The sequence below is a fragment of the Maribellus comscasis genome (genome assembly GCF_009762775.1).
GTDB classification, from domain to species: Bacteria; Bacteroidota; Bacteroidia; order Bacteroidales; family Prolixibacteraceae; genus Draconibacterium; species Draconibacterium comscasis.
In genome coordinates this window covers 306,891-331,783 of the sequence record NZ_CP046401.1, presented here as the reverse complement: position 1 = coordinate 331,783, position 24,893 = coordinate 306,891, and the positions used below count along the sequence as shown (strand labels likewise).

Genomic DNA, 24,893 nt, shown 5'->3' with positions numbered 1-24,893 from the left:
ACAACGAAGAGTCAGCTAAATATTTTCAGAAACTTTTTCTTTAGAATGAGGTTCTGCTATTTTTGTTAAAAAATTAAAGTAAAATCTGTATGGCAGTTTTAAAATTTGATGAAATTCCTTATGAAAAAGTAAGGGAAGGCTTACAACGAAAGATAATTCACAGGGATAGTCTAATGACCGTGTTGATCGATTTTAGCGATGGTCCCTGGGATGAACCGGAGCCTCCGCATTCACATCCGCATGAACAAACTTCGTATGTGGCGGACGGCGAAATTATTTTTTATTGCGAAGGGGAAGAAGAACAACGCTTAAAAGCAGGAGACATGTTTGCTGTGCCCTCGGGTAAAATGCATACGGTAAAACTTCTGACACCCAATGTAAGACTGGTAGACAGTTTTACGCCCATCAGGGAAGACTTTTTATAAAAGAGGATACGGGTTAAAAGGTATAAACCAGTGTTAGTCCTTTTTGATTTCCAATCTGGAAAGGGAAAATATCCAGGTTTTTGATGTGTTTTTTATCCCATTTATATTGGTGTGTGAGGTAAATCAGTTCTGTAGATAATATGCCGGTGCCCGCACCCGCCAGTACGTCGGAAATCCAGTGGGCATTTTTGGCAATCCGCATCAATCCGACTGTTGTTGCACACGAGTAAGCACCAATACTAAACCATATACTTTTTTCGCCGTATTCTTTGTGCATGATATGTGCCAGTGTAAAAGCCTTTGATGTATGTCCTGAGGGAAAGGAGTATAAATCTCCTCCGGGGCGTTCTTCTCTGACCCAGCGTTTAACACCGGTTGTTAATACGGCGTTCAGTGCAAAACTTTTAAAGGCAATAGCGGTCATGTTGCCAAAATTGTTTTTACCTTTTATTCCAAACGCATGAAGTGAATACATAACCACTACCGGCGTATAATAGGCGTAGTCGTCAAAATTGCCATGCCATGCAAAATGTTCCTGGGCAAAATCCCTGAATTGTCGTTTGGTTTCCGGCATAAAATGAAGCGCCGTTCCTGTACCAATCAAAAGCGCAGGAGCAATGTAGGGGCTGAAGCCTCTTTTTTTATCGGCATACCGGAAATTCAGTTCATGGATCGAATCATTATGAAAAGGCTTTAGGTAAATTTCTTTTTTTAACTCAAATTCAGATGAAAAAAAAGATTTACTTTTTGTTTCCGGTAGAAATACTTCCCCGAAGCCGGGCGAAAAAGAGGGTACTTCCTGCAGGCCCTTAAGTTGGTTAACCGTTTTGGAAATATTCTCACCTTGTGATTTTTCCAGGGAAAGGACAATCAGCATAACGATTCCCAAAAAGAGTAAAATACTATTTTTTTTCATCCACGTGGGTTTTCGCCGTAAAAATAGGGAATAATTTTGATCACGGAAGTATCCCATCTTTTGCCAGCTCCTGTTATTTTAAACAAGCTGAAAATGTTTTCATTAACAGTGGATTAGCTATCTGCTCATTTAATCTCATTTCTTTTAAAACTGCTTTGCAAAAGTCCATGGATTGTATATCTGTATTTTTCCTCGCCACTTTCTGAACGGTATTTTTGATTTGAGATATATAATTTTTACTTTGTTTAAGCAAGCCCGGAATTTCATTTTGAAAGCGCGGTTCGTCCCATGCTGAGTATATAACTTTCGGTTGAATTGCCTCAATTTTATCCAAAGACCTGAAATAAGCTTCAATGTCATCAAAAATGGGAATTTCTCCCGGCAGTAAAATGGCATCTCCGGAAAACAATGCTTTTTGTTCTTCGAGAAAAAATGAAACGGAACCTGCTGAATGACCGGGAGTGGAAAGAACCCGGATGGTTGTATGTTCCTCCGGTTTAATGATATCTCCTTCTTTTACCGGTACGTCAACTTTTACCGAACCTGCAACCAAATGGTGAAATCCCGGAACCGGACGTTGTTTATATTGCAGTTCAGTGTTTTCAATCCAACTTTGCTCCTTTTTTCCTGCAATGATTTTACACCCCGATTTTTGTTGAATCAGTTTTGCAGCCCCAATATGATCAGGGTGGGAGTGTGTAAGCAGAATATTTTGGACTTCAGAAAGTTTCCTTCCTGTCTTTTTCAAAAATGTTTTAACCTGGGGCAGTCCGTCAGCTACACCGGTATCGATAAAATGAATTTTCTTCCCGCTCAGGATAAAAAGGTAAACAAAACGGAGAAGTCTGATGTCTTTTGAAACCGGGATTTCAAAATTTATTTTAAGGGGATAAACAGCAGCAGAAGTTGTCATCGGTTTGTTTTTTTGAGATAAAAAAAACCTGCCCGAAATTATCCGGACAGGTTGGTATTTATGAATTTTTGGATAATTCTATTGGCCTGGTCTCAGTTTGCGGACGGCAGCACCTGCCTGCCACAATTCTGATTCACGCATTTCCGTGAGTTCTGCATTAAGGCTGGTCTTGTAATCCAGGCTGCTGGTAGAGTCAAGTACCCGTTTTGTTTCGGCACCTGTTTTAACGCTGTTATACAAGTCGTTAAAAACAGGAAGAGTTGCTTCACGGAATTTGTGTCTCCAGTCCAGCGCTCCCCGCTGTGCTGTAGCGCTGCAGTTTGCGTACATCCAGTCCATGCCGTTTTGGTCAACCAAACGGATCAAACTTTGTGTCAATTCTTCCACTGTTTCGTTAAATGCTTCTGAAGGGCTGTGGCCATTGTCGCGCAATACTTTGTACTGTGCTTCAATAATACCGGCCAGGGCACCCATTAAAACACCACGTTCACCGGTCAAATCTGAATATACCTCGTTTTCAAAAGTAGTTGGGAAGAGATAACCCGAACCAATGGCAATTCCCAGTGCAATAGCACGTTCTTCAGCTTTTCCGGTGTAATCCTGAAAAATCGCATAACTGGAGTTGATACCGTTTCCGGCAAGGAAATTAGTACGAACACTGGCACCTGATCCTTTCGGCGCTACCAGGATAACATCAACATTTTTTGGAGGGATCACTCCGGTTTGTTCTTTGTAGGTTACTGAAAAACCATGAGAGAAATAAAGGGCATCTCCTTCATTCAAACAAGGTTCCAGAGCGGGCCACAGGATACGTTGTGCAGCATCGGATACCAGATACTGGATGATGGTTCCTTTTTTAGCCGCTTCTTCTACCGGGAAGAGTGTCTCTCCGGGAACAAATCCGTCGCGGATAGCTTTGTCCCAGTCTTCTTTAAATTCAGGAGCCTGTCCGATAATAACGTTAAATCCGTTATCTTTCATATTGAGCGCCTGGGCTGGTCCCTGCACTCCGTAACCAATAATTGCAATCGTTTCGTCTTTTAATACTTCCCGGGCTTTTTCAACCGGAAACTCTTCGCGGAGAACAACATTTTCCATTTCACCGCCAAAGTCAATCTGTGCCATAATGTTTATTTGTTATTGTAAATTTTTAATTTTTATTCTAATGCGCTGCAAATCTATAATTTTTTTATCAGAAATGCTTTTGAATTATAAGTTAGCTTCAGATATTAATAAGAATTAATCTAAACTATTTAAAAAAGCATCTCTTTCTTTCAAAAATTCTGAAAGCCGTTCAATCGGGTCACGTGTAATAGCTATCCTTCCCGAACGAATAAACTGCATAACTTTAAATTTGTTCAGCTCGTTAAACAAAGCCTGTGTTTCTTCTTTGTGCCCGGTTTTTTCAATTACCGTGTATTCCCGTGTAATTTCGAGAATTCTCGCCCCGCCGTTTCGTACAATTTTTTCAATTGTGTCATTTTCATAAAGCGATTCTGTTGCTACTTTATAAAGCGCAATTTCCTGGTAAATCATTTCTTCATTGGTGTGATAAAAAGCCTTTAAAACATCGATTTGTTTTTCTATCTGGCTTACAATTTTTATCGTTTGCTCTTTTGTAGCTTTTATTACTATCGTAAATTTAAACACTCCGGGTATCGCCGACTCTGATACGGTAAGGCTTTCTATATTCACTTTTCGGCGGGTGAAAACGATGGTAATCCGGGTCAATAATCCAATATGATTTTCGGAATAAACGGTTATAATAAATTCTTGTCTCATTTCAATTCGTTTTTTGATTTCTTAATCTTTACCTTCATCATAAATCCTTAATTTCCTGTCAGGGTTCAAGAATTACTTCAGAAACTGAAGCACCGGTGGGTACCATCGGGAACACGTTGTCCTCTTTTTCGATAACCACCTCCAATAAATAAGGACCATTATGATCAAGCATCTTTTGAATTCCACCGTCCAAATTGTCTCTTTTCTCCACTTTGTGACCGTCAATTCCAAACCCTTTGGCAATGGTTATAAAATCAGGGTTTTGTAACTCGGTAAAGGAATATCTTTTTTCAAAGAATAACTGTTGCCACTGGCGTACCATTCCAAGAAAATTGTTGTTTAAAACAATAATTTTTACCGGAAGTTTATTTTGTGCTATCGTACCTAATTCCTGTATTGTCATTTGGAAACCACCATCACCAATTACCGCAATAACAGTACGTTCCGGTTTTCCGAGTTGCGCCCCCATGCTGGCCGGAAGACCAAAGCCCATGGTTCCCAATCCGCCGGAAGTAACGTTACTTTTTGAGTTTCTGAACTTAAAGTAACGTGAGGCTATCATCTGGTGCTGCCCAACGTCGGTAACCAGAATGGCTTCATGATTGGTTTTATCTGCCGCTATCCGGATAACTTCACCCATGGTCAGACCCGGTTTTTCAGGATAAAGATCTTTGTGAATGATTTTTTCATTTTCAATCATGTCGCACTTTCTGAAACGTTCAATCCATTCATCGTGACTGTTTTCCTTTACGTTGTCAGTAAGCATTTTTAACGACTTTTTTGAATTTCCCAGAACAGCAACAGTAGCTTTTACGATTTTATCTATTTCTGCTGGATCTATTTCCAGATGAATAATTTTTGCATTTGGTGCATAGCCGCTAACCTTTCCGGTTACACGGTCATCAAAACGCATCCCCACGGCAATGATTACATCCGCTTCGTTGGTTAGCAGGTTGGGCCCGTAATTTCCATGCATGCCCAACATCCCCACATTTAAAGGATGGTCGGTAGGGATAGCCGAAAGTCCAAGCAGGGTCCAGGCTGCCGGGATACCGGTTTTTTCAATAAATGCTTTTAATTCATCTTCTGCATTACCGATAATAACGCCTTGTCCAAAAAGTATCAGCGGCTTTTTAGCCTGATCGATAATTTCGGCGGCTTCTTTTACCTTGAACGGATCAACCGGCATTTCCGGAACATAACTTCTGATTTTAGTACATTGTTTATACTCAAATTCCAGTTCGCCAAACTGCGCATCTTTGGTAATATCAATTAAAACAGGCCCCGGGCGCCCGGTTTGTGCGATATAAAATGCCTGGGCAATGGCTTCCGGAATTTCTTCCGGAGTTGTAATCTGGTAATTCCATTTGGTTACCGGCATTGAAATGCCCACCACATCTGATTCCTGAAATGCATCTGTCCCCAAAAGCGGTGAGGCTACCTGTCCGGTAATACAGACCAAAGGAGTGGAGTCGATCATCGCGTCTGCAATACCTGTAATCAGGTTGGTTGCCCCCGGACCTGATGTGGCAAAACATACGCCGGCTTTACCTGTGACTCTCGCATACCCTTCGGCCGCATGGACAGCTCCCTGCTCATGACGGGTTAGAATATGTTTCACATTTTTGTCGAAATCATACAAGGCATCGTAAACGGGCATTATCGCTCCGCCCGGATATCCAAAAATGGTATCTACTCCTTCCTCCAGTAATGAAAGGATAACTGCCTGTGAACCGGTAACTTTTTTTGTTGTCATATGTTAAAAATTTAGCTTTTAGCTATGAGCAATTAGCCGCTAGCTTTTAAATTATTTTTCGTGTGTTATTTAATCTATTAAACGTATGGCACCTTTGTCGGCTGAAGAAACCAGGCTTGCATATGCTTTTAAGGCTTTTGAAATATTTCTTTCACGTCCTGCGGGCGTAAAAGCTTCATTGCCTTTTGCTTCCTCTTCTTTTCTACGTTGTGCCAGCTCCTCTTCTGAAATAAGAAGATTTATCGAACGTTTTGTAATATCAATTTCAATTTTGTCGTTGTTTTGAATCAATCCAATCGCTCCTCCCGCCGCAGCTTCCGGAGATACGTGCCCGATAGACAGCCCGGAGGTTCCGCCGGAAAATCTACCGTCAGTAATCAATGCGCAGTATTTATCCAGCTGCATCGATTTCAGGTAAGAAGTAGGATAAAGCATTTCCTGCATTCCCGGACCACCTTTCGGCCCTTCGTAACGGATAACAATAACATCACCTTTTTGAACCGTATCTCCAAGTATGCCGTTTACTGCTTCTTCCTGTGAGTTAAAAACTTTAGCTGTTCCTGTAAACTGAAAGATTGACGCATCTACCCCCGCTGTTTTTACAATACATCCGCTTTCTGCAATATTTCCGTATAAAACAGCCAAACCACCATCTTTGTTGTAGGCATGTTCAACATTGCGGATACATCCTTTTTCGCGATCGGTATCAAGTTGGGTATAATAGTTATCCTGTGAGCCCATAACCAGGTTTCTGGACCCATCTCCCGGAGAGGAAGAGAAGCGTTTTTTTGCATCTTCGGTTGCAGTGTCACTTACAATATCATATTCCAAAATGGCTTGTTTAAGACTTCTTCCATCGATGCGGTTTACTGATGTGTTGATCAACCCTCCACGATCAAGTTCAGCCATAATGGATAAAATTCCTCCGGCGCGGTTTACATCCTGAACATGATAGCTCGAACTGGGTGCAACTTTACAAAGGTTAGGTGTAATTCTTGAAAGATTATCGATGTCTTCCATTGTAAAATCAACACCGGCTTCATGGGCGATGGCCAGCAGGTGAAGTACGGTATTGGTTGAACCGCCCATTGCAATATCCAGTTTCATAGCATTAAGAAAAGCTTCCCGGGTGGCAATATTTCTTGGCAGAACTGTTTCATCGCCTTCAAAATAATAGGCTTTCACCGCATTCACTATTTTTTCCACCCCTTCTTCAAAAAGTTTGGTACGGTTGGCATGAGTGGCTACAATTGTACCGTTTCCCGGAAGTGCCAGACCAATTGCTTCCGCCAGACAATTCATTGAATTGGCGGTAAACATACCTGAACATGACCCGCAGGTGGGACAGGCATTTTGTTCAATAACCGAAAGTTCCTGGTCGGAAATGGATTTGTCGGCTGCCAAAACCATCGCATCCACCAGGTCGTAATGTTTGTTGCCAATTTCCCCGGCTTCCATTGGTCCGCCGGAAACAAAAACAGCCGGGAGGTTCAGCCGCATAGCCGCCATTAGCATTCCGGGAGTAATTTTATCGCAGTTTGAAATACAAACCATTGCATCCACCTTATGCCCGTTGCACATATATTCCACACTGTCGGCAATAACATCGCGCGAAGGAAGTGAGTATAACATGCCGTCGTGTCCCATGGCAATTCCATCATCAATAGCGATGGTGTTAAACTCTGCAGCAAAAAATCCCTGCTTTTCAATTAGTCCTTTTATGTACTGTCCGATTTTATGTAAATGGGCATGCCCGGGAACAAATTGCGTAAATGAATTGACAACCGCAATAACCGGCTTTCCAAAATGTTCTTCTTTCATTCCGTTGGCGCGCCAAAGACTTCTGGCCCCGGCCATTCTTCTGCCTTGAGTAGTAGTGTTGCTTCGTAATGGTACTTGCATTTTTTAAGTCTTTTTAAACTGTTTATTCATTAAAAAAGCCTTTCCCGAAATTGAGAAAGGCTTAAATTTATATCTTTTGCTCTATATAATACGCTAACCTTTCTCAGTGAAACCAAGAATGACCACTAGAATGACTAGAATATATGTAGAGAATAATTTCATTTCAAAACGTTGTTGAGGCAAATGTAAAAAAACTATTCAAAAACCAAAACGATTTATAAGTAATATTCGATATTTCCTGCGAAAATTAAATTTTAAGTTCATTTTTAATTAGAAATATTGGCAAAAACTATCATTTTATTTCCAATATAACTTCTGAATTCTTTTTTGTGCTTCTAACTTTTACAAAGTAGTTTTGGTCTGATTCTTCTATTTCGTATTCAAAATCACCCGAACTTTTTACAAGCGGTTCCCCGTAGTTTTTTGCCCATTGGATTTGTTGTTCTCCCGGTATCGCCGTTTTTATTGACAATTTGTTTTTGTGAAATTTTATTTCGTTAACAGGGACAGTTGAAGAAATAACGGAAATCCCCGCATTTGTGTTTTCATTTGGCAAAATATAAACCGCAAGTGAAGATTCCTTTTCTTTAAAAGAGAGTACTATTTTTAAGTGGTTTTCTCCAACGGTGTAGGAGGAATTTAAAACACCCAACAGTTGTTTTGTATTTAATTCAACAGTATGTTCCTCACTGGAAGGATTTTCAGAAAATGCGATTACCTGTCCGGCTGCCTTTGTTTGGGTTACCATCGTATATATTTCAGGCGAATCGCCAACTTTTCCCAAAACCAGAGGTTTGGTATCAAGAATATAGGGCAAAATTCTTTTTGAATTGACAAGCTGTGTATTGACCCATTGTCTGTCTTTAGCAGACATAAGTTGCAGGTTTCCCCAAAATCCATGCCCGGCCAGAACGGAGTTGTGTACATTATAATTCATTGCACTTTCTTCGTTTTGCGGATAATTGGCATAAGTAAAAAGTTCAAGCGGAATAATACCGTTAAATTCGTTGGCAATCGTTCGCATCGATTTTGCGCGGTAAGTGCTGTAGTCATTATACCAGCTGGCTCCGTTATTCATCCAGAACAGTTTACCCTGGCTTAATGGCGCCAGTCCGACCATTACCCTGCGTGCTTCTGTCAGATCAACTTCTATAACCAGCTCGGGTTCATAATCGGTGAGGATTTCCATGGCACGCACAACGTATATGGGGAGTAAATATTCATAACGTGCCCGCAATTCTTCTTTTGAGTAGCTATCGGAACCATGTTCCAAATTGGGCAGGCTGCTGTAAAATGTATTTATCGCATCCCATTTCATAAACCGGCATCCCTCGTCGATCATTTTTTTACAATCGTTGATAAAAACGTCAAAGAAGCCACTTACAAAATCAAATGCAGGATGCCCCCACTGGGCCTGAATCGGGTTTCCTTCAGAATCCTTGATTACCCACTCGGGATGTTCTTTGTAACGCTGTGTGGTAGAATCAATACCCATTGGCGAATACCAAAGCCCCATTTTTATTCCGTACTTATCCAGCTGTTTTTTTATTGGCGCCAGTCCTTCAGGAAATCTTTCCTTGTTTGGAAACCATTCGCCCATGGCATTTTCCCAGCCATCATCAAGAACAAAAATATCAATTCCCAGCTCTGCAGCGTATTCAATTTCTTCAAAGATCCGCTCGTAAGTTAAAATGCCCCGGAGTGGTTTGTTTCGGTCTTGCCGTTGTAAGCCCCAGGTATTGTAATAGTATTCGGGAATTCGAGAAGCCGGTTTTTCACATATTTGATTAAAAAGATAATTGCGCAACATTGTCTTTCCCGTTTCCAAATTTTTACCTGTGTAAAAACCTGTTGCTGTCCAAACCGTGGAGTAGGGCCGTTTGTGCTCTATCTTTTCTCCGTCAAGATACCCTCCCCGTAAGATATCTACGGAAACGGAAAATGTTTCCTTCTTTGTTTCTGCACCAATCCCGATAAATTTGAAATCATCTTCGGAAATAGGAAAGTTAAAGATTCCTTTTGTTCCCTGCATGGCATCGTTTATCATATTTCCTGAACCTTTTTTCTGTTCGTCAAACAAACCGTTCAGGTCATCCTGCGACGCGTGTTCATAGGCGGTAAACCAGCTGATGTTACCGTTGGAAGCTATACTAACAGGACCTTTTACTGGATCAAGATTTTGTATAGTTGAATACCGTATGATATTGGGGTAGTACATGTGGTTGCCTTTTTTTTCATCTCCAAAAGTAATCGGTTCTTTTTCCCAAGAAGCCATTCGTATTTCGGTTACATCGACATTCTTTGTGTCTGTATTTAGAATGGAATAGACCGGAAATTTAAAATAAAGCTTTCCGTCTTTCTTATTCAACTCAAACGTTTTGTTCGGGGTTTGAAGTGCTATTTTCTCTCTCATCAATGTCGAATTGGGAAAAATTTGCTGAAAAAGAATAATTTGTAGTCCTTTTACAGGATTCTCCTTTCCTTCAAAAACAAGGCGGTATTCTGTTCCTCCGTTTTCCATCTTCCGGCTCGATTGTTCTTTAAATACCCAAAGCGGGTCGTTGGCCGTAACAATTTGTTTATCAACTACAAATTCAAAATAAGGTTCCGGTTGTTTCGAAGTCAGAATTTTATTTTCCGGTTTTGAACGGAATAAAACTTCAATTTTGTCCGGCTTTTCAGCGTTGGAAAAAATTGTTTTTGAGAAAACGTTGTTTTCGATAATTATTTTATCCGTTTCCGAGGCATTTATATTTCCGCTAAAAAGGCAGACCGAAATAAACAGAAAGAAAATGAGTATTCTAAAATTCATACGGGTTTAATTGATTTACAGCAACAAATCTAATCATTCAAAGCAAAAAGTAAAACCTTATGCTAAATGAATTCTATCTTTATTTGTTCCAATAGAGAAAACCTATAAAGAGTTTATTTCTGTTGCCGATTGTAGTGTATTTTAATTATTTTTGCTGAAATTCTACGCTTATGGAAATGAGAAGATTGGCATTTTGGGTGGTATTGCTTGTTGTTTTTAGTGCCTGCAAAAATAAGCCGGATGGGACAAGTGCAAAAGTAAACAAAACCCCTGAAATTAGTCCTGATTATTCCCAGCTTACTTTACCTCTGAATATTGCACCTTTAAATTTTAAGATTGAGGAAGAGGGAGATGAATATTTTGTTGAAATAGGAAACAATCCGGAAACGTCGGTCCAGATTTTTTCATCGGACGGAATAATAAAAATTCCCGAAAAGAAATGGACAGAATTGCTGGCGAAAAATGTAAATGGTGAAATTGAGTATGCGGTTTTTGTAAAAAAGGAGGGAAGTTGGAATCAGTTCCAGTCGTTTACAAATCAGGTCTCTGAGTCAAAAGTTGATCCTTATTTGTATTATCGTTTGTTATACCCGGGCTACGAAAGCTGGACCGAAATTAGCATTAAACAACGTAGTTTGGAAAGTTTTAAAGAGCGAACGGTGGTAGAAAACAATGCCGTAAGCCAGAATTGTGTAAACTGTCATGCTTTTAACCAACAAAATCCTGACAATTTTATGTTTCATATGCGTGGTTCGATGGGCGGAACTTATTTTGTGACCGATGGAGATTTGGAAAAGTTTAACTTAAAAACCAGCGAGATGGAAAATGGGGCGGTTTATCCCCGGTGGCATCCCTCCGGAAGATATGTGGCTTTTTCCTCCAATAAAGTGGTACAGCAGTTTCATTCCATGGCAGGTAAAAAAATTGAAGTTTCGGATTTAAATTCAACTTTAATTTTATTTGACCGCGACAAAAATGAGATATTGGACATACCCGTGAATAAAGAGAGGAAATTTATGGATACCTATCCTGAATGGTCTCCCGACGGAGAGTTTCTTTATTTTTGCCGGGCAGCACAGATTGGGCCGGGATACGATTACAGGGATACCAGATACGACCTGTACCGCGTGCATTTTGATCCTGAATATCGTGAATTCGGTGAGCCGGAATTGGTGTTTGACGCTTCCGGCAAATCGAAAAGTGTATCGTTTCCAAGAGTTTCACCCGACGGAAAGTCGCTGGTATTTACCTACCACGATTACGGTTGCTTCCCGATTTGGCATAAAGAAGCCGATTTGTATCGTGTTAACCTTGAAAATCTGCAAACAAACAAACTGGATTTAAACAGTAACTTTACCGACAGTTATCACTCCTGGTCTTCCAATGGAAGATGGATGATTTTTAGCAGTAAACGCGGAGATGGCTTGTCGGCACGACCATATATTTCGTATATCGATGATGCCGGGAAAGCACATAAACCTTTTATTTTACCTCAGGAAGATCCGACATTTTATAGTCATTTTTTAAAAACATTTAATATTCCTGAATTTGCCAAAATGGAAGTTTCATTTACTCCCGGTGAATTAAGAAAAGCAGCAGCAAAAAATGCGGTACAGCCGGAATGGTCGTCAAACTAAATCATTGAAATGAATAGAAAAAACCAAAAATCCAAACTGTTTTTACTCTATTTTCCTTATCTCCTTTTTTTTATTTCCGGAGTTTTTTATTTGTCCTGGTTTACAAGTTACATTTTTTTCTATCAGGAGAAAGCCGTTTTGTTTCAAACCACCTATTCTTTTTTTATTGAGAAGGTAAGTCAACCCGGAGGGTTTCTGGAGTACCTCGGAGAAATTCAGACTGCTTTTTATTATTATCCTTTGCTGGGAGCAGTCCTGATAGTGGCTGAAATAGTAACTGTAATTTTTATTATTGCTGCTATTGGAAGAAGAATATCGGGAAACCGGACTTTTGTATTGCCGTTTCTGGTTGGCGGAATTCTGTTTTTTTTGCAGACACATTACCAGTACCGGAGTTTGAATACAATTGGAGTGCTCATTCAGTTGCTTTTCTTTTATACAACGGTTAAAGCTTTTAAAAAGAAAGCCGAATGGATTCCGGTGCTTTTGTTCCCTCTTAATTATTTTCTTTTTGGCAGTTTTTCCTATCTATTTTTGGTTTTGTTTATTTTATGGCAGATTCAAAACAGAGGAAAATACTGGTACTACAAAATTCCAGGGATAATCACGGCGGGAGTTTTATTTTATTACATAGGGAAAGAGTTTTTATTTTTCCAAACCGTTGATGATTTGATTGTATTTCCCTATGCTGCTGCTAAAATCGGTAAACAAGTGCAAATGTTTTTGTCTTTGGTTTTTTTGGTTTCTGTTCTTCCTTTTTTATTTCAGATCAAACCAAAAATTATTGAAAATATCAGGCGTAAGAGGTTTCCTTTTTTACAACTAGTGCCGTTTGTTTTGATTTTGGCGCTTACCATACTTAGCGTGGGCAGAATTGATAAAAAGAACAGCCATTACTTTTATGTGGAAAAACTTTTTTATCAGCAAAAATATGATGAGATCATTGCTTTTAATTCAGAATTTCCGTCAAATAATATCCTGACAAACTACCTGAATAATGTAGCATTGGCTGAGACAGGGCGGTTGGATGATATGTTTTTTAGTTTTCCTCAAAGTGTGGATGGTGCTACATTGTTTTTAAAGTGGGATTTGGTGACTGAAGTTTTAAAACGTGGTGGTTACTTTTATTATACGCTAGGTATGATAAACGAGGCACAACGCTGGGCCTACGAATTTATGGTAATGCACGGCTTAACTCCGGAAGGCTTAAAGATGTTGATAAAAACAGAGTTGATAAACGGGAACTACAAAGTAGCTCAGAAATATATATCAATTCTGGGAAATACCATTTTTTACCGAGATCAGGCCAATGAATTCGAGACATTTCTTTTTAACGACGAGGCGGTAAACAAACAAGTGGAATTAGGAAAGAAGAGGGCCTCAAAAGTGCAACAGGACTTTTTTGTTCTTTCAGATGACCCGGCTGCCAATCTTGATTTTATTATTGAAGCAGACTCAACCAATTATACTGCGCTGGAATACAAGCTGGCCTGGTTGATGCTACAGAAGGACATGGCGCAGGTTGTTAAACAATTGCCCATTCTTGAAAAATGTGGCATCCGGAAAATGCCAAAGAATGTGGAAGAGGCCGTGGTTGCTTATCAACAGCTGAATGTGGGGGAGATGCCGGAGTTGGAACGACTGACACTAAACCGGGAGACGGTTCAGCGTTTCAGACAGTATTATCAGATTTTTCAACAAAACAGTTCAAACAGGGAACAGGCCAAACGGGCACTTTCTCAGAATTTTTCAGATACATTTTGGTTTTACGTGTTTTTTAGCTGAAATTTTTAAATAAGAGACCTTTTCTTGTAGGAGAAAGATAACATAATAATTGCAGCGTATCAGATGTATTTTAATGCATCAACAATTACAAAAAAACCAAACAACGAAATTACCACTGCAAGAACAATAAAGAGCCGGCTTTGTCTTTTGCATTTTATTTCAAAATATAATGCAGGTATCGCTGTTATTCCAGAAATAACAAAACTCCAGTAGGCAGGCAAAATTATCCCTTCAAATGGAATTTCTTCTACCAATTCACCATTCAACTCTTCATTGATTACCTCGTCAGGTGTTAAAAAGTTGTGTGAATCGAAATAACCTTTCACAATGGCATACAAAGAAAAAAAGGCCAACGCAATTAAAATAACCAATCCGATAATACGGAATGGTTTCTTTTTTTCAACCCATCCGTAAACCATTACAAGTACCGAAGAAAAAATAAACCATTGAGGCAACGTATATAAAAAAACGTTTTCGTGCATTAAATATTAATTTACCGAGAACAAAATTGTCAAAATTTAATTAATAAATAAAGGAAAACAGACACTGAATAAATAATATTAATTTTGAACCCTTTCTGAAAAATTATGGATAATAAAATACTGGACATTTTTCCCGGAACAAAAGCGATAATTTTTGATTTGGATGGTACGCTGGCAGACACAATGCCGGTTCATTTTTTAGCATATAAACATGTTTTAAGAGATTATAAAATCGACTTTACACCTGAATTGTTTGCCACGCTGGCAGGTATTCCTGCTGTTGAAACCATCGAAAAAATAAACGAGATGTTTGGCAGCAGTTTGGATGCTAAAACGGTGGGACATACAAAGGAAAATGAATATGAAAAGCTGATGCATAAAATGAAACCAGTGGAACCGGTAGTAAAGCTTATGAAGAAATATCACGGAAAATTACCCATGTCAGTTGGGACCGGTGGATATCACAGGCTTGCCTGGAAAACCATGGAGATTCTTGAATTGGATAAATATATCGATATTCTTGTTTCAAGCGAAGATGTTACCCAACCAAAACCCCATCCGGAGACATTTCTTAAATGTGCTGAAAAAATGGGCGTTGCTCCTGAAGCATGTCATGTTTTTGAAGATGGTGAACTGGGAATGCAGGCAGCCGGTGCCGCAGGAATGAAAGCTACCCTGGTGACTGATTTTTATCAAGTAACGATTGGGCAGGAATTGTAACTTTGTAATCAAATTCTGAACTTTTATTTTTTGCTCCTATGAAAAGTAAGTTGTATTTGTCTTTTTTGGTTATCATTCTGGTTGGATGTGTATTTTTCTCGTCATGTTCAAAAGAAAAAAGAGAAAACAGGAAGAACCTGACTGTTGCGTTTTACAATGTTGAAAATTTGTTTGATACCGTCGATGAACCCGGTAAAATAGATGAAGAGTTTACACCCGGAAGTGAAAAACAATGGACGGATGAACGCTACCGGAAAAAACTCGAAGACATTTCTGCAGTTTTAAGTTCTATTGATAAAAGAGAACTGCCGGAGATCATCGGCTTGTGTGAAGTGGAAAACAAAAAGGTAGTATCCGATTTGGTTCATACCGATAAATTAGCCGCCGGGAAATACGGGATAGTTCATTATGAAAGTCCTGATGTACGTGGCATAGATTGTGCATTGATTTATCGCCCTGATGAATTTAAAGTGCTTGATCATTTTCCAATTCACATCACTTTTAAAGATGAGCCGGATTATAAAACCCGTGATATTTTGTATGTAAAGGGAAAAACAAAAAACAGGGAAGAGTTTCATTTTTTTGTCAATCACTGGCCTTCGCGGATTGGTGGTGAAGAACAAACTGAACCCAAACGGGTGGCAGTGGCTACTGTACTTCGCGCTAAAATTGATTCTGTTTTACAGGTCAGTCCAAAGGCGAAAATTATTGTGATGGGAGATATGAATGATGAACCTGCCAATAAAAGTTTGTCCGAGACACTGAGTGCGGGAATTCCCGGAAGAAGTAACATGGAATTGGTAAACCTGATGTATCCGGATGATTTGCAAAATTTAGGGTCTTATAATTTTCGGGGAAACTGGAATATGTTGGATAACCTGATCGTTTCAACCAACCTGCTTGATGAGGAGGGTTTTCAATGCAGCGATAAAAAAGGGTTTGTTTTTCGGGAGGAGTGGATGGAATACAAAAACAACCGAGGGGAGATATCGCCCAACCGCACTTACGGAGGGCCTAATTATTATGGTGGTATCAGCGACCATTTCCCGGTCTATTTTAAACTTCAGCATTGATAGCAAAAAGAAAGGAGCATATAAAAATTATACACTCCTTTACTTTTTATTAAAATAAGTTTTTTTACCATCCCATATCGTCACAGATACTTTGGCTGAATTTCTTTCTTACATTGACTTTGATTCTTGCTTTGTTTTCAATGTATTCCGAGGTGATTTCTGTGTCCGCATAATCAGGACCTGCATAACTGCCGTCAGATTCATTAAAAATTGTTGAGAAGGTTGCATATTCCCATTCACTGTCCCAAAGCAGCCGCATTTCATATTCCTGATCGGGTTTTGCAAGAATATCAACTTTCCCGCCAATCATATCTATTCCCTGCCATGGTTCACTGCTCCCTTTTATTTTTATTTCTCCGCTGTAGGTTGGTGCAACTCCCACAGTCATATTGTCCGGGCAAAGTGCTCTCAGAACGACCTGGTATTGTTCGTATCCACTGGCCGGTGTCACACTTACGCTATAATCTCCTGTACAGAAATTATCAATTTCTAAATCAGGAATTTTGTTAAATGAAGGATTATTGTCTCTGAATACCAGTTTTACGGGAGCTGATTTTGCATTTTCAACAGTAAAAGTTTCAGGAAAATTTCCTTTGAAATTTATCGCTTTAATTTTTACTCCATCAGAGTTAAGAACGTCGGCATCAATTGAAAAACTTGATATAACAGAAGAGCTGAATGTTATGTCACTTCCGGTTCCACAAAGGCCTTCACTTGAAGCTCGCGCAAGTGTGTAGCTAAAGTTCAGGGTTTCATATAAAACAGTATCTTTAAGGTCACTGGACGGTTCATTAAAATACCAGGCGCCATCGTCTGTGTCAAAATCAGTAAACCCAAAAAGATCGTAGTCAGCATCTCCGGCGTAGCTTCCCAGTACTTTTATTTTTGCCCCGTTTAGGTTGGTTACTTTATATCCGTTTATTTTTAAACTGACAAGGCTTCCTGTTTCCAATTTATGAAAGGAAGTAAAAATAAAAGCTCCTTCGTTATATATTACATCTTCATCCTCGTTATAAGCGGAATATTTACTAACAGTAAAAATTACAGATAAAGTTCCTATGTCATCTACACTCTCAAAAGGAACAACGCTCCCGTTTTCATATTCCATATTTACGATGTAGGACAGGTTTGGCACAGAGAGCAAATATTTAATCTCATAATCTCCGGCTGTACTTGCCGACTTAATTGAAGTTCCCGCTATTTTTGAAATTGTAGCTGATTTGCTGGCACCTGTAATTTCAATCCCTCCCTCGATATCGGATTCTTCTTCATCCGATTTATTGAGTAAGTATAGTTCGAAGGTTTTTTTGCCGGTTGTATTTATTTGAAAACCTTTGCTTAAACTGTTGTATCCGTCTATGTCAACATTAACAGCAAATTCCAGAGGTGACGATGTTGAAAAATCAACATTTGGATCAGCGGTTAACTCCATTTGTCCCTGGGTAGTGGAATGTATCGTCTTTTTTTCGCCGGCAAAGGTAACGATGTCATCGCCGTTTTTTCCTGAAAATGAAATCTCTGCCGTGGAGGTAATTAGCGAGCTGTCTTTCGCATCATAAAGTTTAAAAGTCATTCGCGTAGTGAAAAAATTGAAGTCAACCAAAAGCAGGTTAATGTCATCACCGGTTTCTTTGTCTTTTAACGGATTGTCAAAATATTCACTACACCCGGCCAGCAGAACTGTAACCACAGCCAGCGAAACAATTTTGTTTACATATTTTTTGAAAGAATTTTTCATTGTTTTACAAATTTTTGAATGGTTTACATTTAAAAGATTTTGAATGCAAGGTTAAATTTTAAAACAGGGTAAATCTTATAAGCATCAAATTGATTTTCCAAATATTCAGCCTGTCCGTGAGCGGGATCACTAGTGGGCAATAACAGCCCTGTTGTTTCGATTTTTAGCTTGGGTGCTCCCATATAATACATGCCTAATTCAAAACTATATACCAGTTTTTCCTTTTTGCCAATAAAATGTCGAATACCTGCTCCTGCATAGGGTGAGTACTTTAGCCCGGATTCAGCACCAAAATTGAATGTTCCGACTTCTTCCGCAGGGATTACTATATCACCGTATTCCAAATCACTTATCGCATATCCTTCCATGTTGGGTTTAAATGAATTTACCAGGCCGCCAAGAGTAAGGTACAGCCTCGATGTGTAAAAGTAATCGGCAAGCAGAAAAATGCCCCCTGTTTTGTAATGCAGGTCTGCATTGTAAGAAATATCGTTTTCGTCAAAATCGAAATTGCTGTTTAGTTTCATTGTTTCAAAACCGGTTCTAAAAGTAAACCGTTTATTTACAACATAACCAACATTAACGCCAAGACCATTTGTTGAAGCGTGTCCTCCGGTATATAAACCAACATTCTGCGGATGAATAGTTCTATCCGGTATCAGTTCCTGTGCTTTGGAATTAAAAATCACACACAGAAATAAAAACAATAAACCAAGTGTTTTTACTTTTTTCATTATTTAAAAGGGTTTTAAATTTATTCTACGTCCACATTATCACCGAACAAATTTACAATTCCAAACTAAATCGAAAACGAAATTTTGTAAAATAAACCAGTTAACAAACAAATTTCAGCTTTATAAACCTTTAGCATCAGAAAAAATGAAATTTTTGTCTTTGTAAAATGCAAAAAAAGCGGACTTGAAGTCCAATCATTTTACGTAACTTCTATGTTAAAACTAGTTTTTATATTGTCTATTGATTTTACAACTACCTGTCATTTAAATAGCTTTGCAAAAAAAACAAATGATTTGCAGCGTTGAAAGGAAAGAGATTGAAGCGATCAGACCAACAAATATTCTGCCGCAAACCCCTTTTTGGGGGCGGGTAAAGGGAAGCCAGGGATTTACGCCCGGCGGATTTGAACTTACAGTTTCAAATAAGTTGCCGAATTCATCTTTTAAAACATCGACAAAAAGCCGCGAAGATTTATTGATACTAATAAAGTACATCAATAGCACCCAGTGTTACGCTTATGTTCCGTATGGTCCAAAGATGGAGCCTGATTTTGAAGACCACGGTGTTTTTTTAGAAGAGCTGTCGGAGACATTGCGGAGTTATTTGCCGGCTAATTGTATTTTTATTCGCTACGATTTGTTGTGGCAAAATCAGTGGGCGCAGGAAGAGGAATATTTTGACAGGAAAGGGAATTGGATTGGCCCGCCTGAAAGCAACATTCAGGAATTTAGGGTAAATTTTAAAACTGCAAAATGGAATTTACGAAAGAGTCCGGTTGATATTTTGCCTAAAAACACCTTTTTTCTGGATTTAAATTTAAAAGAAGATGATTTGCTCTACAACATGCGATACAACACCAGGTACAATGTCAGGCGAGCAGGAAAAAAAGGCATAAAAGTAACGGAACATGGCATGGAGCATATGGATGAATGGTACAAGTTATATGTTGAAACGGCTATCCGTCATAACATGCCGCTTCAGGATGAGGAATATTTTTCCGCCATTTTAAAAAATCAGGATAGCAGAAAAAACGGTGTTCATGTTAAAATGCTTATGGCAGAGTATGAAGGCCGGTTTTTAGCTTCCATGTTTCTTGTATTATCCAACAAAAGAGGAACTTATCTTTACGGAGCCTCTTCAACATACAACCAGCATTCGCTTGCAAGCTACGCCCTCCAGTGGGAAGCCATAAAAACAGCAAAGAAATCGGGATGTTCAGAATACGATATGTTTGGTTCGGCCCCCAATATTAATCAAAGACACCCGTTACACGGTGTTCACGTTTATAAAAAAGGTTTTGGTGGTAACTTGTATCACCGAATGGGATGTTGGGATTATCCTTTTTTGCAAAATGATTACGAGATGATTAAAATGCAGGAGATGAACAATTGACAACGTCGTTGCAGGTGCGTTTCAATGCAATGTTCACACCACATGTTTTTTAGTCCTTTAAAAAAGCAGAGCGGCTTTTGTATCAGGATAATTTTTATTGAACGCAACCCAATCGCCCGCAAAAGTATCTGTAAGGCAGAAACTTTAGAGTGGTATGAAAATATTCCTGTATTTGGTCATTTTTATCCTGGTGTTAAACAGTTGTAACGACAGTGATGGGTTGGTAGGATACCAGAAAATCGATTTGGATCCTTATATCATTGAATCATATCTGCATGATGCCAAGCAATTGTATATGGATGAAATATATCATAATGAAAATCATTTTAATTACGGCGACCCTTCTCTGGATAATGAAGAAATTGATAAAATTCTGAAAATAATTCAGGCAGTTTACGACTCCCGTTCTCCACAGCGAGATACGGTCTTTGATGTTTATCAGATTCACGGTTATTACTGTTACAGCTTTAGTTCTGTAGGTTTAATGGTAGAAACAGAACGACCTGAAATTCAAAGTTTGTCAGAAAATGTTTTCCCAACCGGAAAACAGGAGCTGGATAATTTATTAACTACTTACGGCTTTGATTCGGTAAGAACTGCATACAGTTATCCAAATTTTCCGTGGTTAACGGTATATACTCAACAAGAGTTTAATATGCTTCCTGTTGAAAAGGAGTTTATGGAAATAGAGTCAGTTGTACTTGCAGAGTTTAACAAGGGTTGTATCGGAGACGGGAACAACATTACCCTGAAACGAGACAGTGATTCGGCTGTTGTTACATTTAGTATTGGTATGGGCGACTGTCCGGCCGGATGTATATATCACAAATATTGGGAATTTAAAGTTACAAACGGAAAAGCCAGATTTATTAAAACATATTAAAACCAATAACAATTGCAATAATCCAAACCAATGAAACCAAAAAAACTGATCTTTTCCTTGCTGTTTATATTTCCTTTTTTGCTAAATGCCCAGTCCCGGTTTTATTATGGAATTACTGCAGGCGGCGGTTTAACCGGGTGGCACGAGAAATATGATTCGAATTACAGTGAACAGGGAAGAACAGAAGGACACCAGTTTACATACGGATGTGGAGCAGGTGTTTTTGTGAAATATAATTTATGGAAGAGATTTTCCATACATTCAGAACTTTTATATCTAAACAGCGGTAGTAAATTTGTTGATAACTGGCAAGGCGGAGTTACTGAAGTTTCAGGAGAACCTTTTAAAAGAATTACGGAGATAAAGTATAGGCTTCATAATGTTCAAATACCGATCAGCTTGTCCTTCGATTTTTATAGAAGCGGTGTTGTGCCCTATTTAAAATTGGGTGTTGTTCCCAATTATGTTGTTGGCGGTGAAAGAGATTATTCTTTCTACTTGTCCGCCACCGGAGAAAATACACATACCAATGAGAAACTCAATTTTAGTGGAAAAAATAAGGAATTAAAATTTGAAATCAGGCCGTTGCTGGGAATCGGAGTAAGCCTGAAAGAACGTATTTCTGCGGAGGCGACTTTGAGCATAGGTGAGTCTTTTACATATTATTTGAACCCAAATGCTGTTTATAATTCATTACACCGTGTTGACATAGCTGTTGCAGCAGACAAATCATATGTGAATCGTTCCATTATGTTTATGATAAAATATAATTTGAATCGATAAAAAAACAACCCGGATACGCTAATAAATAGTATATTCCAAAATTGTCATTACCAGAAAAAGGCTTATGAAAGCTATTGTTTTTTTGCTTGTCTTTAAAGACTCAAGTTCCGGTGGGATTTGGTGTCCCGGAATTCGTTTATTCACAAAATTTGAAAAACAGAATTTGAAAACAGACTGATATGGAAAATTCAAAATATGTTCATGGTTATTCTCCCAGGGAAGCATTAAGATTAAATGATCAGGCAAATATGCTTGATGAAATTATTCATAACGATTCGCTTTTTGCAAAAGACAGTTTTGTTTTGGAAGCAGGATGCGGAGTGGGGGCACAAACAAAAATTATTGCTGCAAAAAATCCCGGTTCACATTTTATATCTGTTGATATATCTGAAGAATCCTTAAAAGAAGCCGGGAAAAACATCAAATCTTTAGGGATACAAAATGTTGAATTCAGGCATGCTGATATTTTTAAACTTCCATTTAAAGATGAAATCTTTGACAGTGTAATCATCTGTTTTGTATTGGAACATCTTCATAATCCTGTCTTGGCGCTCAAAGAGTTAAGTCGCGTATTGAAAAAAGGCGGAATAATGATGGTTATTGAGGGAGACCACGGTTCAACATTTTTTTATCCCGACAGTAAATATGCTCACATGGCCGTCAATTGTCAGGTAGAGCTTCAAAAACAAAGTGGCGGAAATTCAAATATAGGAAGAGAATTGTATCCCTTGCTTGTATCTGCAGGGTTTTCAGATGTTGTGGTGTCGCCACGTATGGTTTATGTTGACGCAAGCAGGCCTCAGCTTGTTGAAGGATTTATAAGAAATACTTTTACTGCAATGATTGAAGGTGTGGGAGAACAGGCAGTCCGGACAGGTATAACGGAAAAGTCAGTCTTTGAGCAGGGAATCAAGGATTTATACCGCACAGCAGAACCGGATGGTGTTTTTAGCTATACTTTTTTTAAAGGGTTTGCTGTAAAAGAATAGTCTTTTTCATGTTGTTAATTTTTTAGACGGTTAAACCTTCTGTTTTCTATTTCGTTTTTATCAACCAGTATTATAGTTTTACCACATGCAATTTAAAGTAGTTTCAACTTATCAACCTACCGGGGATCAGCCGGAAGCAATCCGTCAACTGGCAAATGGAATTGACGAGGGTGAGCGGTTTCAAACCTTGTTGGGGGTTACCGGTTCGGGGAAGACTTTTACAATGGCCAATGTCGTGGAGAAGGTGCAACGGCCGACATTAATATTGAGTCATAACAAAACGCTGGCGGCACAGTTGTATGGGGAAATGAAACAGTTTTTCCCTGATAATGCCGTTGAATATTTTGTTTCATACTACGATTATTACCAGCCGGAAGCCTATTTGCCCACAACCGATACCTATATCGAAAAAGACCTTTCCATCAATCAGGACATAGAAAAATTGCGGCTAAGTGCTACTTCTTCTCTATTGTCCGGCAGGCGGGATGTGATTGTAGTTTCATCGGTGTCGTGTTTATACGGAATCGGAAATCCCGAAGATTTTCATGCCAATATCACCGAATTGAAAGTAGGACAGACTGTTTCGCGAAATGCAATGCTGCACCAGCTCGTGGAAGCACTATATTCGCGAAGCGAGGTTGATTTTCAGCGCGGGACATTTCGGGTAAAAGGTGACACGGTTGATATTTTCCCTGCTTATGCCGACACTGCAATCCGGGTTGTTTTTTGGGGCGATGAAATTGAAGAAATTGCCGGTTTTGATCCCGAAAGCGGTCAGCAATACGAAACACTTGATGAGATAAAAATTTACCCCGCCAATATTTTTGTTACCACAAAAGATCGTATGAAATCGGCCATCCATACCATTCAGGATGATTTGGTTGCACAGGTAGATTATTTTAAAGAAATTGAAAAACCTCTGGAGGCAAAACGTATTTTGGAACGTGTGGAATACGATATGGAAATGATGCGCGAACTGGGCTATTGTCCGGGCATTGAGAATTATTCCCGTTATTTCGACGGGCGTGCACCGGGCACCCGTCCTTTTTGCCTGCTTGATTATTTTCCTGATGATTTTCTTTGTATTATTGATGAGAGCCATGTTACGATTCCACAAATCAGAGCCATGTACGGCGGTGATAATTCACGAAAAGTTACGCTTGTGGAATATGGTTTCCGTTTACCTGCTGCCATTGACAATCGTCCGCTGAAGTTTGAAGAGTTTGAAAATCTGACACACCAGGTGGTTTATGTAAGTGCCACACCGGCTGATTACGAGCTGGTGAAATGTGAAGGAGTGGTAGTGGAGCAAATTATACGGCCAACAGGATTGCTCGACCCAATCATTGATGTCAGGCCAAGCAACAATCAGATTGATGATTTAATGTATGAAATTAATCTCCGGATTGAACGGGATGAAAGAGTACTGGTAACCACGCTAACCAAACGCATGGCCGAAGAGTTATCAAAATACCTGGTAAATATGGGCGTAAAGACCCGTTACATTCATTCGGATGTGGATACGATGGAACGCGTTGAAATTATGGAGCAACTTCGTAAGGGGGAATTTAACGTTTTGGTGGGGATCAACCTTTTGCGTGAAGGTTTGGATTTGCCCGAAGTTTCGCTGGTGGCCATACTTGATGCAGACAAGGAAGGATTTCTTCGTTCGGAACGCTCGCTGACACAGACGGCCGGAAGGGCAGCGCGAAATCTCAACGGAATGGTAATTATGTATGCCGATAAAATTACCGACTCGATGCAAAAGACAATCGATTCTACCAATTACCGTCGCGAAAGGCAGTTAAAATACAATGAAGAAAATAACGTCACACCAACACAAATTGTAAAACCAACACGGGAAATTATTGGGTACGAATACCGAAGCGATAAACAACCGGAATATACGGGAGGTATGGGACAACCCGATATCGCCGCCGATCCGGTAGTGCAATATATGAGTATCGACGGGCTTGAAAAGGCGATCGAAAAGACAAAAAAACAAATGCAGGCTTCCGCAAAGGATCTCGACTTTATTGAAGCTGCGCGTCTTCGCGATGAAATGTTTGCCCTTCAGAATATTTTAACAGAAAGAAAACATAAAAAGTAATCGGTGCAATTCTTTTTGTGTTCTGTTTTAAAATGTAATTTTGCCGGCAAACAGGGAGGA

At 39.2% G+C, this 24,893-nt stretch carries 20 protein-coding genes; 10 read left to right on the top strand and 10 right to left on the bottom strand.

Annotation, left to right across the window (positions count from 1 at the left end):
* Positions 1-89: 89 nt before the first annotated feature.
* Positions 90-425, top strand: coding sequence for a cupin domain-containing protein (locus GM418_RS01485; RefSeq protein ID WP_158862461.1), 336 nt, complete (start codon positions 90-92; stop codon positions 423-425).
* Positions 426-438: 13 nt separating this feature from the next.
* Here GM418_RS01485 and GM418_RS01480 read toward each other — a convergent pair whose 3' ends face one another.
* The 7 genes from GM418_RS01480 to GM418_RS01450 form a co-directional block, all read right to left on the bottom strand.
* Entirely contained in the window at positions 439-1,341 is a 903-nt protein-coding gene (locus GM418_RS01480; RefSeq protein ID WP_158862460.1) for a phosphatase PAP2 family protein, read from the bottom strand.
* 73 nt (positions 1,342-1,414) lie between these two features.
* Positions 1,415-2,254: an MBL fold metallo-hydrolase gene (locus tag GM418_RS01475; RefSeq protein WP_158862459.1), complete on the bottom strand. Its 840-nt coding sequence runs from the start codon at positions 2,252-2,254 to the stop codon at positions 1,415-1,417.
* 78 nt (positions 2,255-2,332) lie between these two features.
* Positions 2,333-3,379, bottom strand: coding sequence for a ketol-acid reductoisomerase (gene ilvC, locus GM418_RS01470; RefSeq protein ID WP_158862458.1), 1,047 nt, complete (start codon positions 3,377-3,379; stop codon positions 2,333-2,335).
* Positions 3,380-3,493: 114 nt separating this feature from the next.
* Positions 3,494-4,036, bottom strand: a complete 543-nt coding sequence (gene ilvN, locus GM418_RS01465) for an acetolactate synthase small subunit (RefSeq protein WP_158862457.1) — start codon at positions 4,034-4,036, stop codon at positions 3,494-3,496.
* 58 nt (positions 4,037-4,094) lie between these two features.
* A complete protein-coding gene (gene ilvB, locus GM418_RS01460) occupies positions 4,095-5,792 on the bottom strand; it encodes a biosynthetic-type acetolactate synthase large subunit (RefSeq protein ID WP_158862456.1) in 1,698 nt (565 codons plus the stop codon).
* Positions 5,793-5,861: 69 nt separating this feature from the next.
* A complete protein-coding gene (gene ilvD / locus GM418_RS01455) occupies positions 5,862-7,694 on the bottom strand; it encodes a dihydroxy-acid dehydratase (protein ID WP_158862455.1) in 1,833 nt (610 codons plus the stop codon).
* A gap of 292 nt (positions 7,695-7,986) precedes the next feature.
* Positions 7,987-10,506, bottom strand: coding sequence for an alpha-galactosidase (locus tag GM418_RS01450; protein WP_158862453.1), 2,520 nt, complete (start codon positions 10,504-10,506; stop codon positions 7,987-7,989).
* 170 nt (positions 10,507-10,676) lie between these two features.
* On the opposite strand from GM418_RS01450, the gene GM418_RS01445 reads away from it, so the two are divergent.
* Both GM418_RS01445 and GM418_RS01440 read left to right on the top strand, forming a co-directional pair.
* Entirely contained in the window at positions 10,677-12,143 is a 1,467-nt protein-coding gene (locus tag GM418_RS01445) for a TolB family protein (RefSeq protein WP_158862451.1), read from the top strand.
* A 9-nt stretch (positions 12,144-12,152) separates the two neighbouring features.
* Complete coding sequence (locus tag GM418_RS01440; protein WP_158862450.1) at positions 12,153-13,928, top strand: DUF6057 family protein; 1,776 nt, start codon at positions 12,153-12,155, stop codon at positions 13,926-13,928.
* Positions 13,929-13,987: 59 nt separating this feature from the next.
* Here GM418_RS01440 and GM418_RS01435 read toward each other — a convergent pair whose 3' ends face one another.
* A complete protein-coding gene (locus GM418_RS01435; RefSeq protein ID WP_158862448.1) occupies positions 13,988-14,410 on the bottom strand; it encodes a hypothetical protein in 423 nt (140 codons plus the stop codon).
* 105 nt (positions 14,411-14,515) lie between these two features.
* On the opposite strand from GM418_RS01435, the gene GM418_RS01430 reads away from it, so the two are divergent.
* Positions 14,516-15,130 (top strand): HAD family hydrolase, encoded by a 615-nt coding sequence (locus tag GM418_RS01430; RefSeq protein WP_158862446.1) that lies wholly within the window; start codon positions 14,516-14,518, stop codon positions 15,128-15,130.
* A gap of 38 nt (positions 15,131-15,168) precedes the next feature.
* A complete protein-coding gene (locus tag GM418_RS01425) occupies positions 15,169-16,203 on the top strand; it encodes an endonuclease/exonuclease/phosphatase family protein (protein ID WP_158862444.1) in 1,035 nt (344 codons plus the stop codon).
* 64 nt (positions 16,204-16,267) lie between these two features.
* Here the strand turns inward: GM418_RS01425 and GM418_RS01420 are convergent, their stop codons facing one another.
* Together GM418_RS01420 and GM418_RS01415 are read right to left on the bottom strand one after the other, a co-directional pair.
* A complete protein-coding gene (locus GM418_RS01420; protein WP_158862442.1) occupies positions 16,268-17,941 on the bottom strand; it encodes a hypothetical protein in 1,674 nt (557 codons plus the stop codon).
* A 29-nt stretch (positions 17,942-17,970) separates the two neighbouring features.
* Complete coding sequence (locus GM418_RS01415; protein ID WP_158862440.1) at positions 17,971-18,675, bottom strand: hypothetical protein; 705 nt, start codon at positions 18,673-18,675, stop codon at positions 17,971-17,973.
* Positions 18,676-18,964: 289 nt separating this feature from the next.
* On the opposite strand from GM418_RS01415, the gene GM418_RS01410 reads away from it, so the two are divergent.
* The 5 genes from GM418_RS01410 to uvrB all read left to right on the top strand — a co-directional run bounded on the left by GM418_RS01410 (position 18,965) and on the right by uvrB (position 24,833).
* On the top strand, positions 18,965-20,068 hold the full coding sequence (locus GM418_RS01410; protein ID WP_158862438.1) for a lipid II:glycine glycyltransferase FemX: 1,104 nt from the start codon (positions 18,965-18,967) through the stop codon (positions 20,066-20,068).
* Between the two features lie 154 nt (positions 20,069-20,222).
* Complete coding sequence (locus tag GM418_RS01405) at positions 20,223-20,951, top strand: hypothetical protein (protein ID WP_158862436.1); 729 nt, start codon at positions 20,223-20,225, stop codon at positions 20,949-20,951.
* Positions 20,952-20,981: 30 nt separating this feature from the next.
* Positions 20,982-21,734: an outer membrane beta-barrel protein gene (locus GM418_RS01400; RefSeq protein WP_158862434.1), complete on the top strand. Its 753-nt coding sequence runs from the start codon at positions 20,982-20,984 to the stop codon at positions 21,732-21,734.
* Positions 21,735-21,913: 179 nt separating this feature from the next.
* Positions 21,914-22,723, top strand: a complete 810-nt coding sequence (locus GM418_RS01395) for a class I SAM-dependent methyltransferase (protein WP_158862432.1) — start codon at positions 21,914-21,916, stop codon at positions 22,721-22,723.
* Positions 22,724-22,808: 85 nt separating this feature from the next.
* A complete protein-coding gene (gene uvrB, locus GM418_RS01390; RefSeq protein ID WP_158862430.1) occupies positions 22,809-24,833 on the top strand; it encodes an excinuclease ABC subunit UvrB in 2,025 nt (674 codons plus the stop codon).
* Positions 24,834-24,893 lie beyond the last annotated feature (60 nt).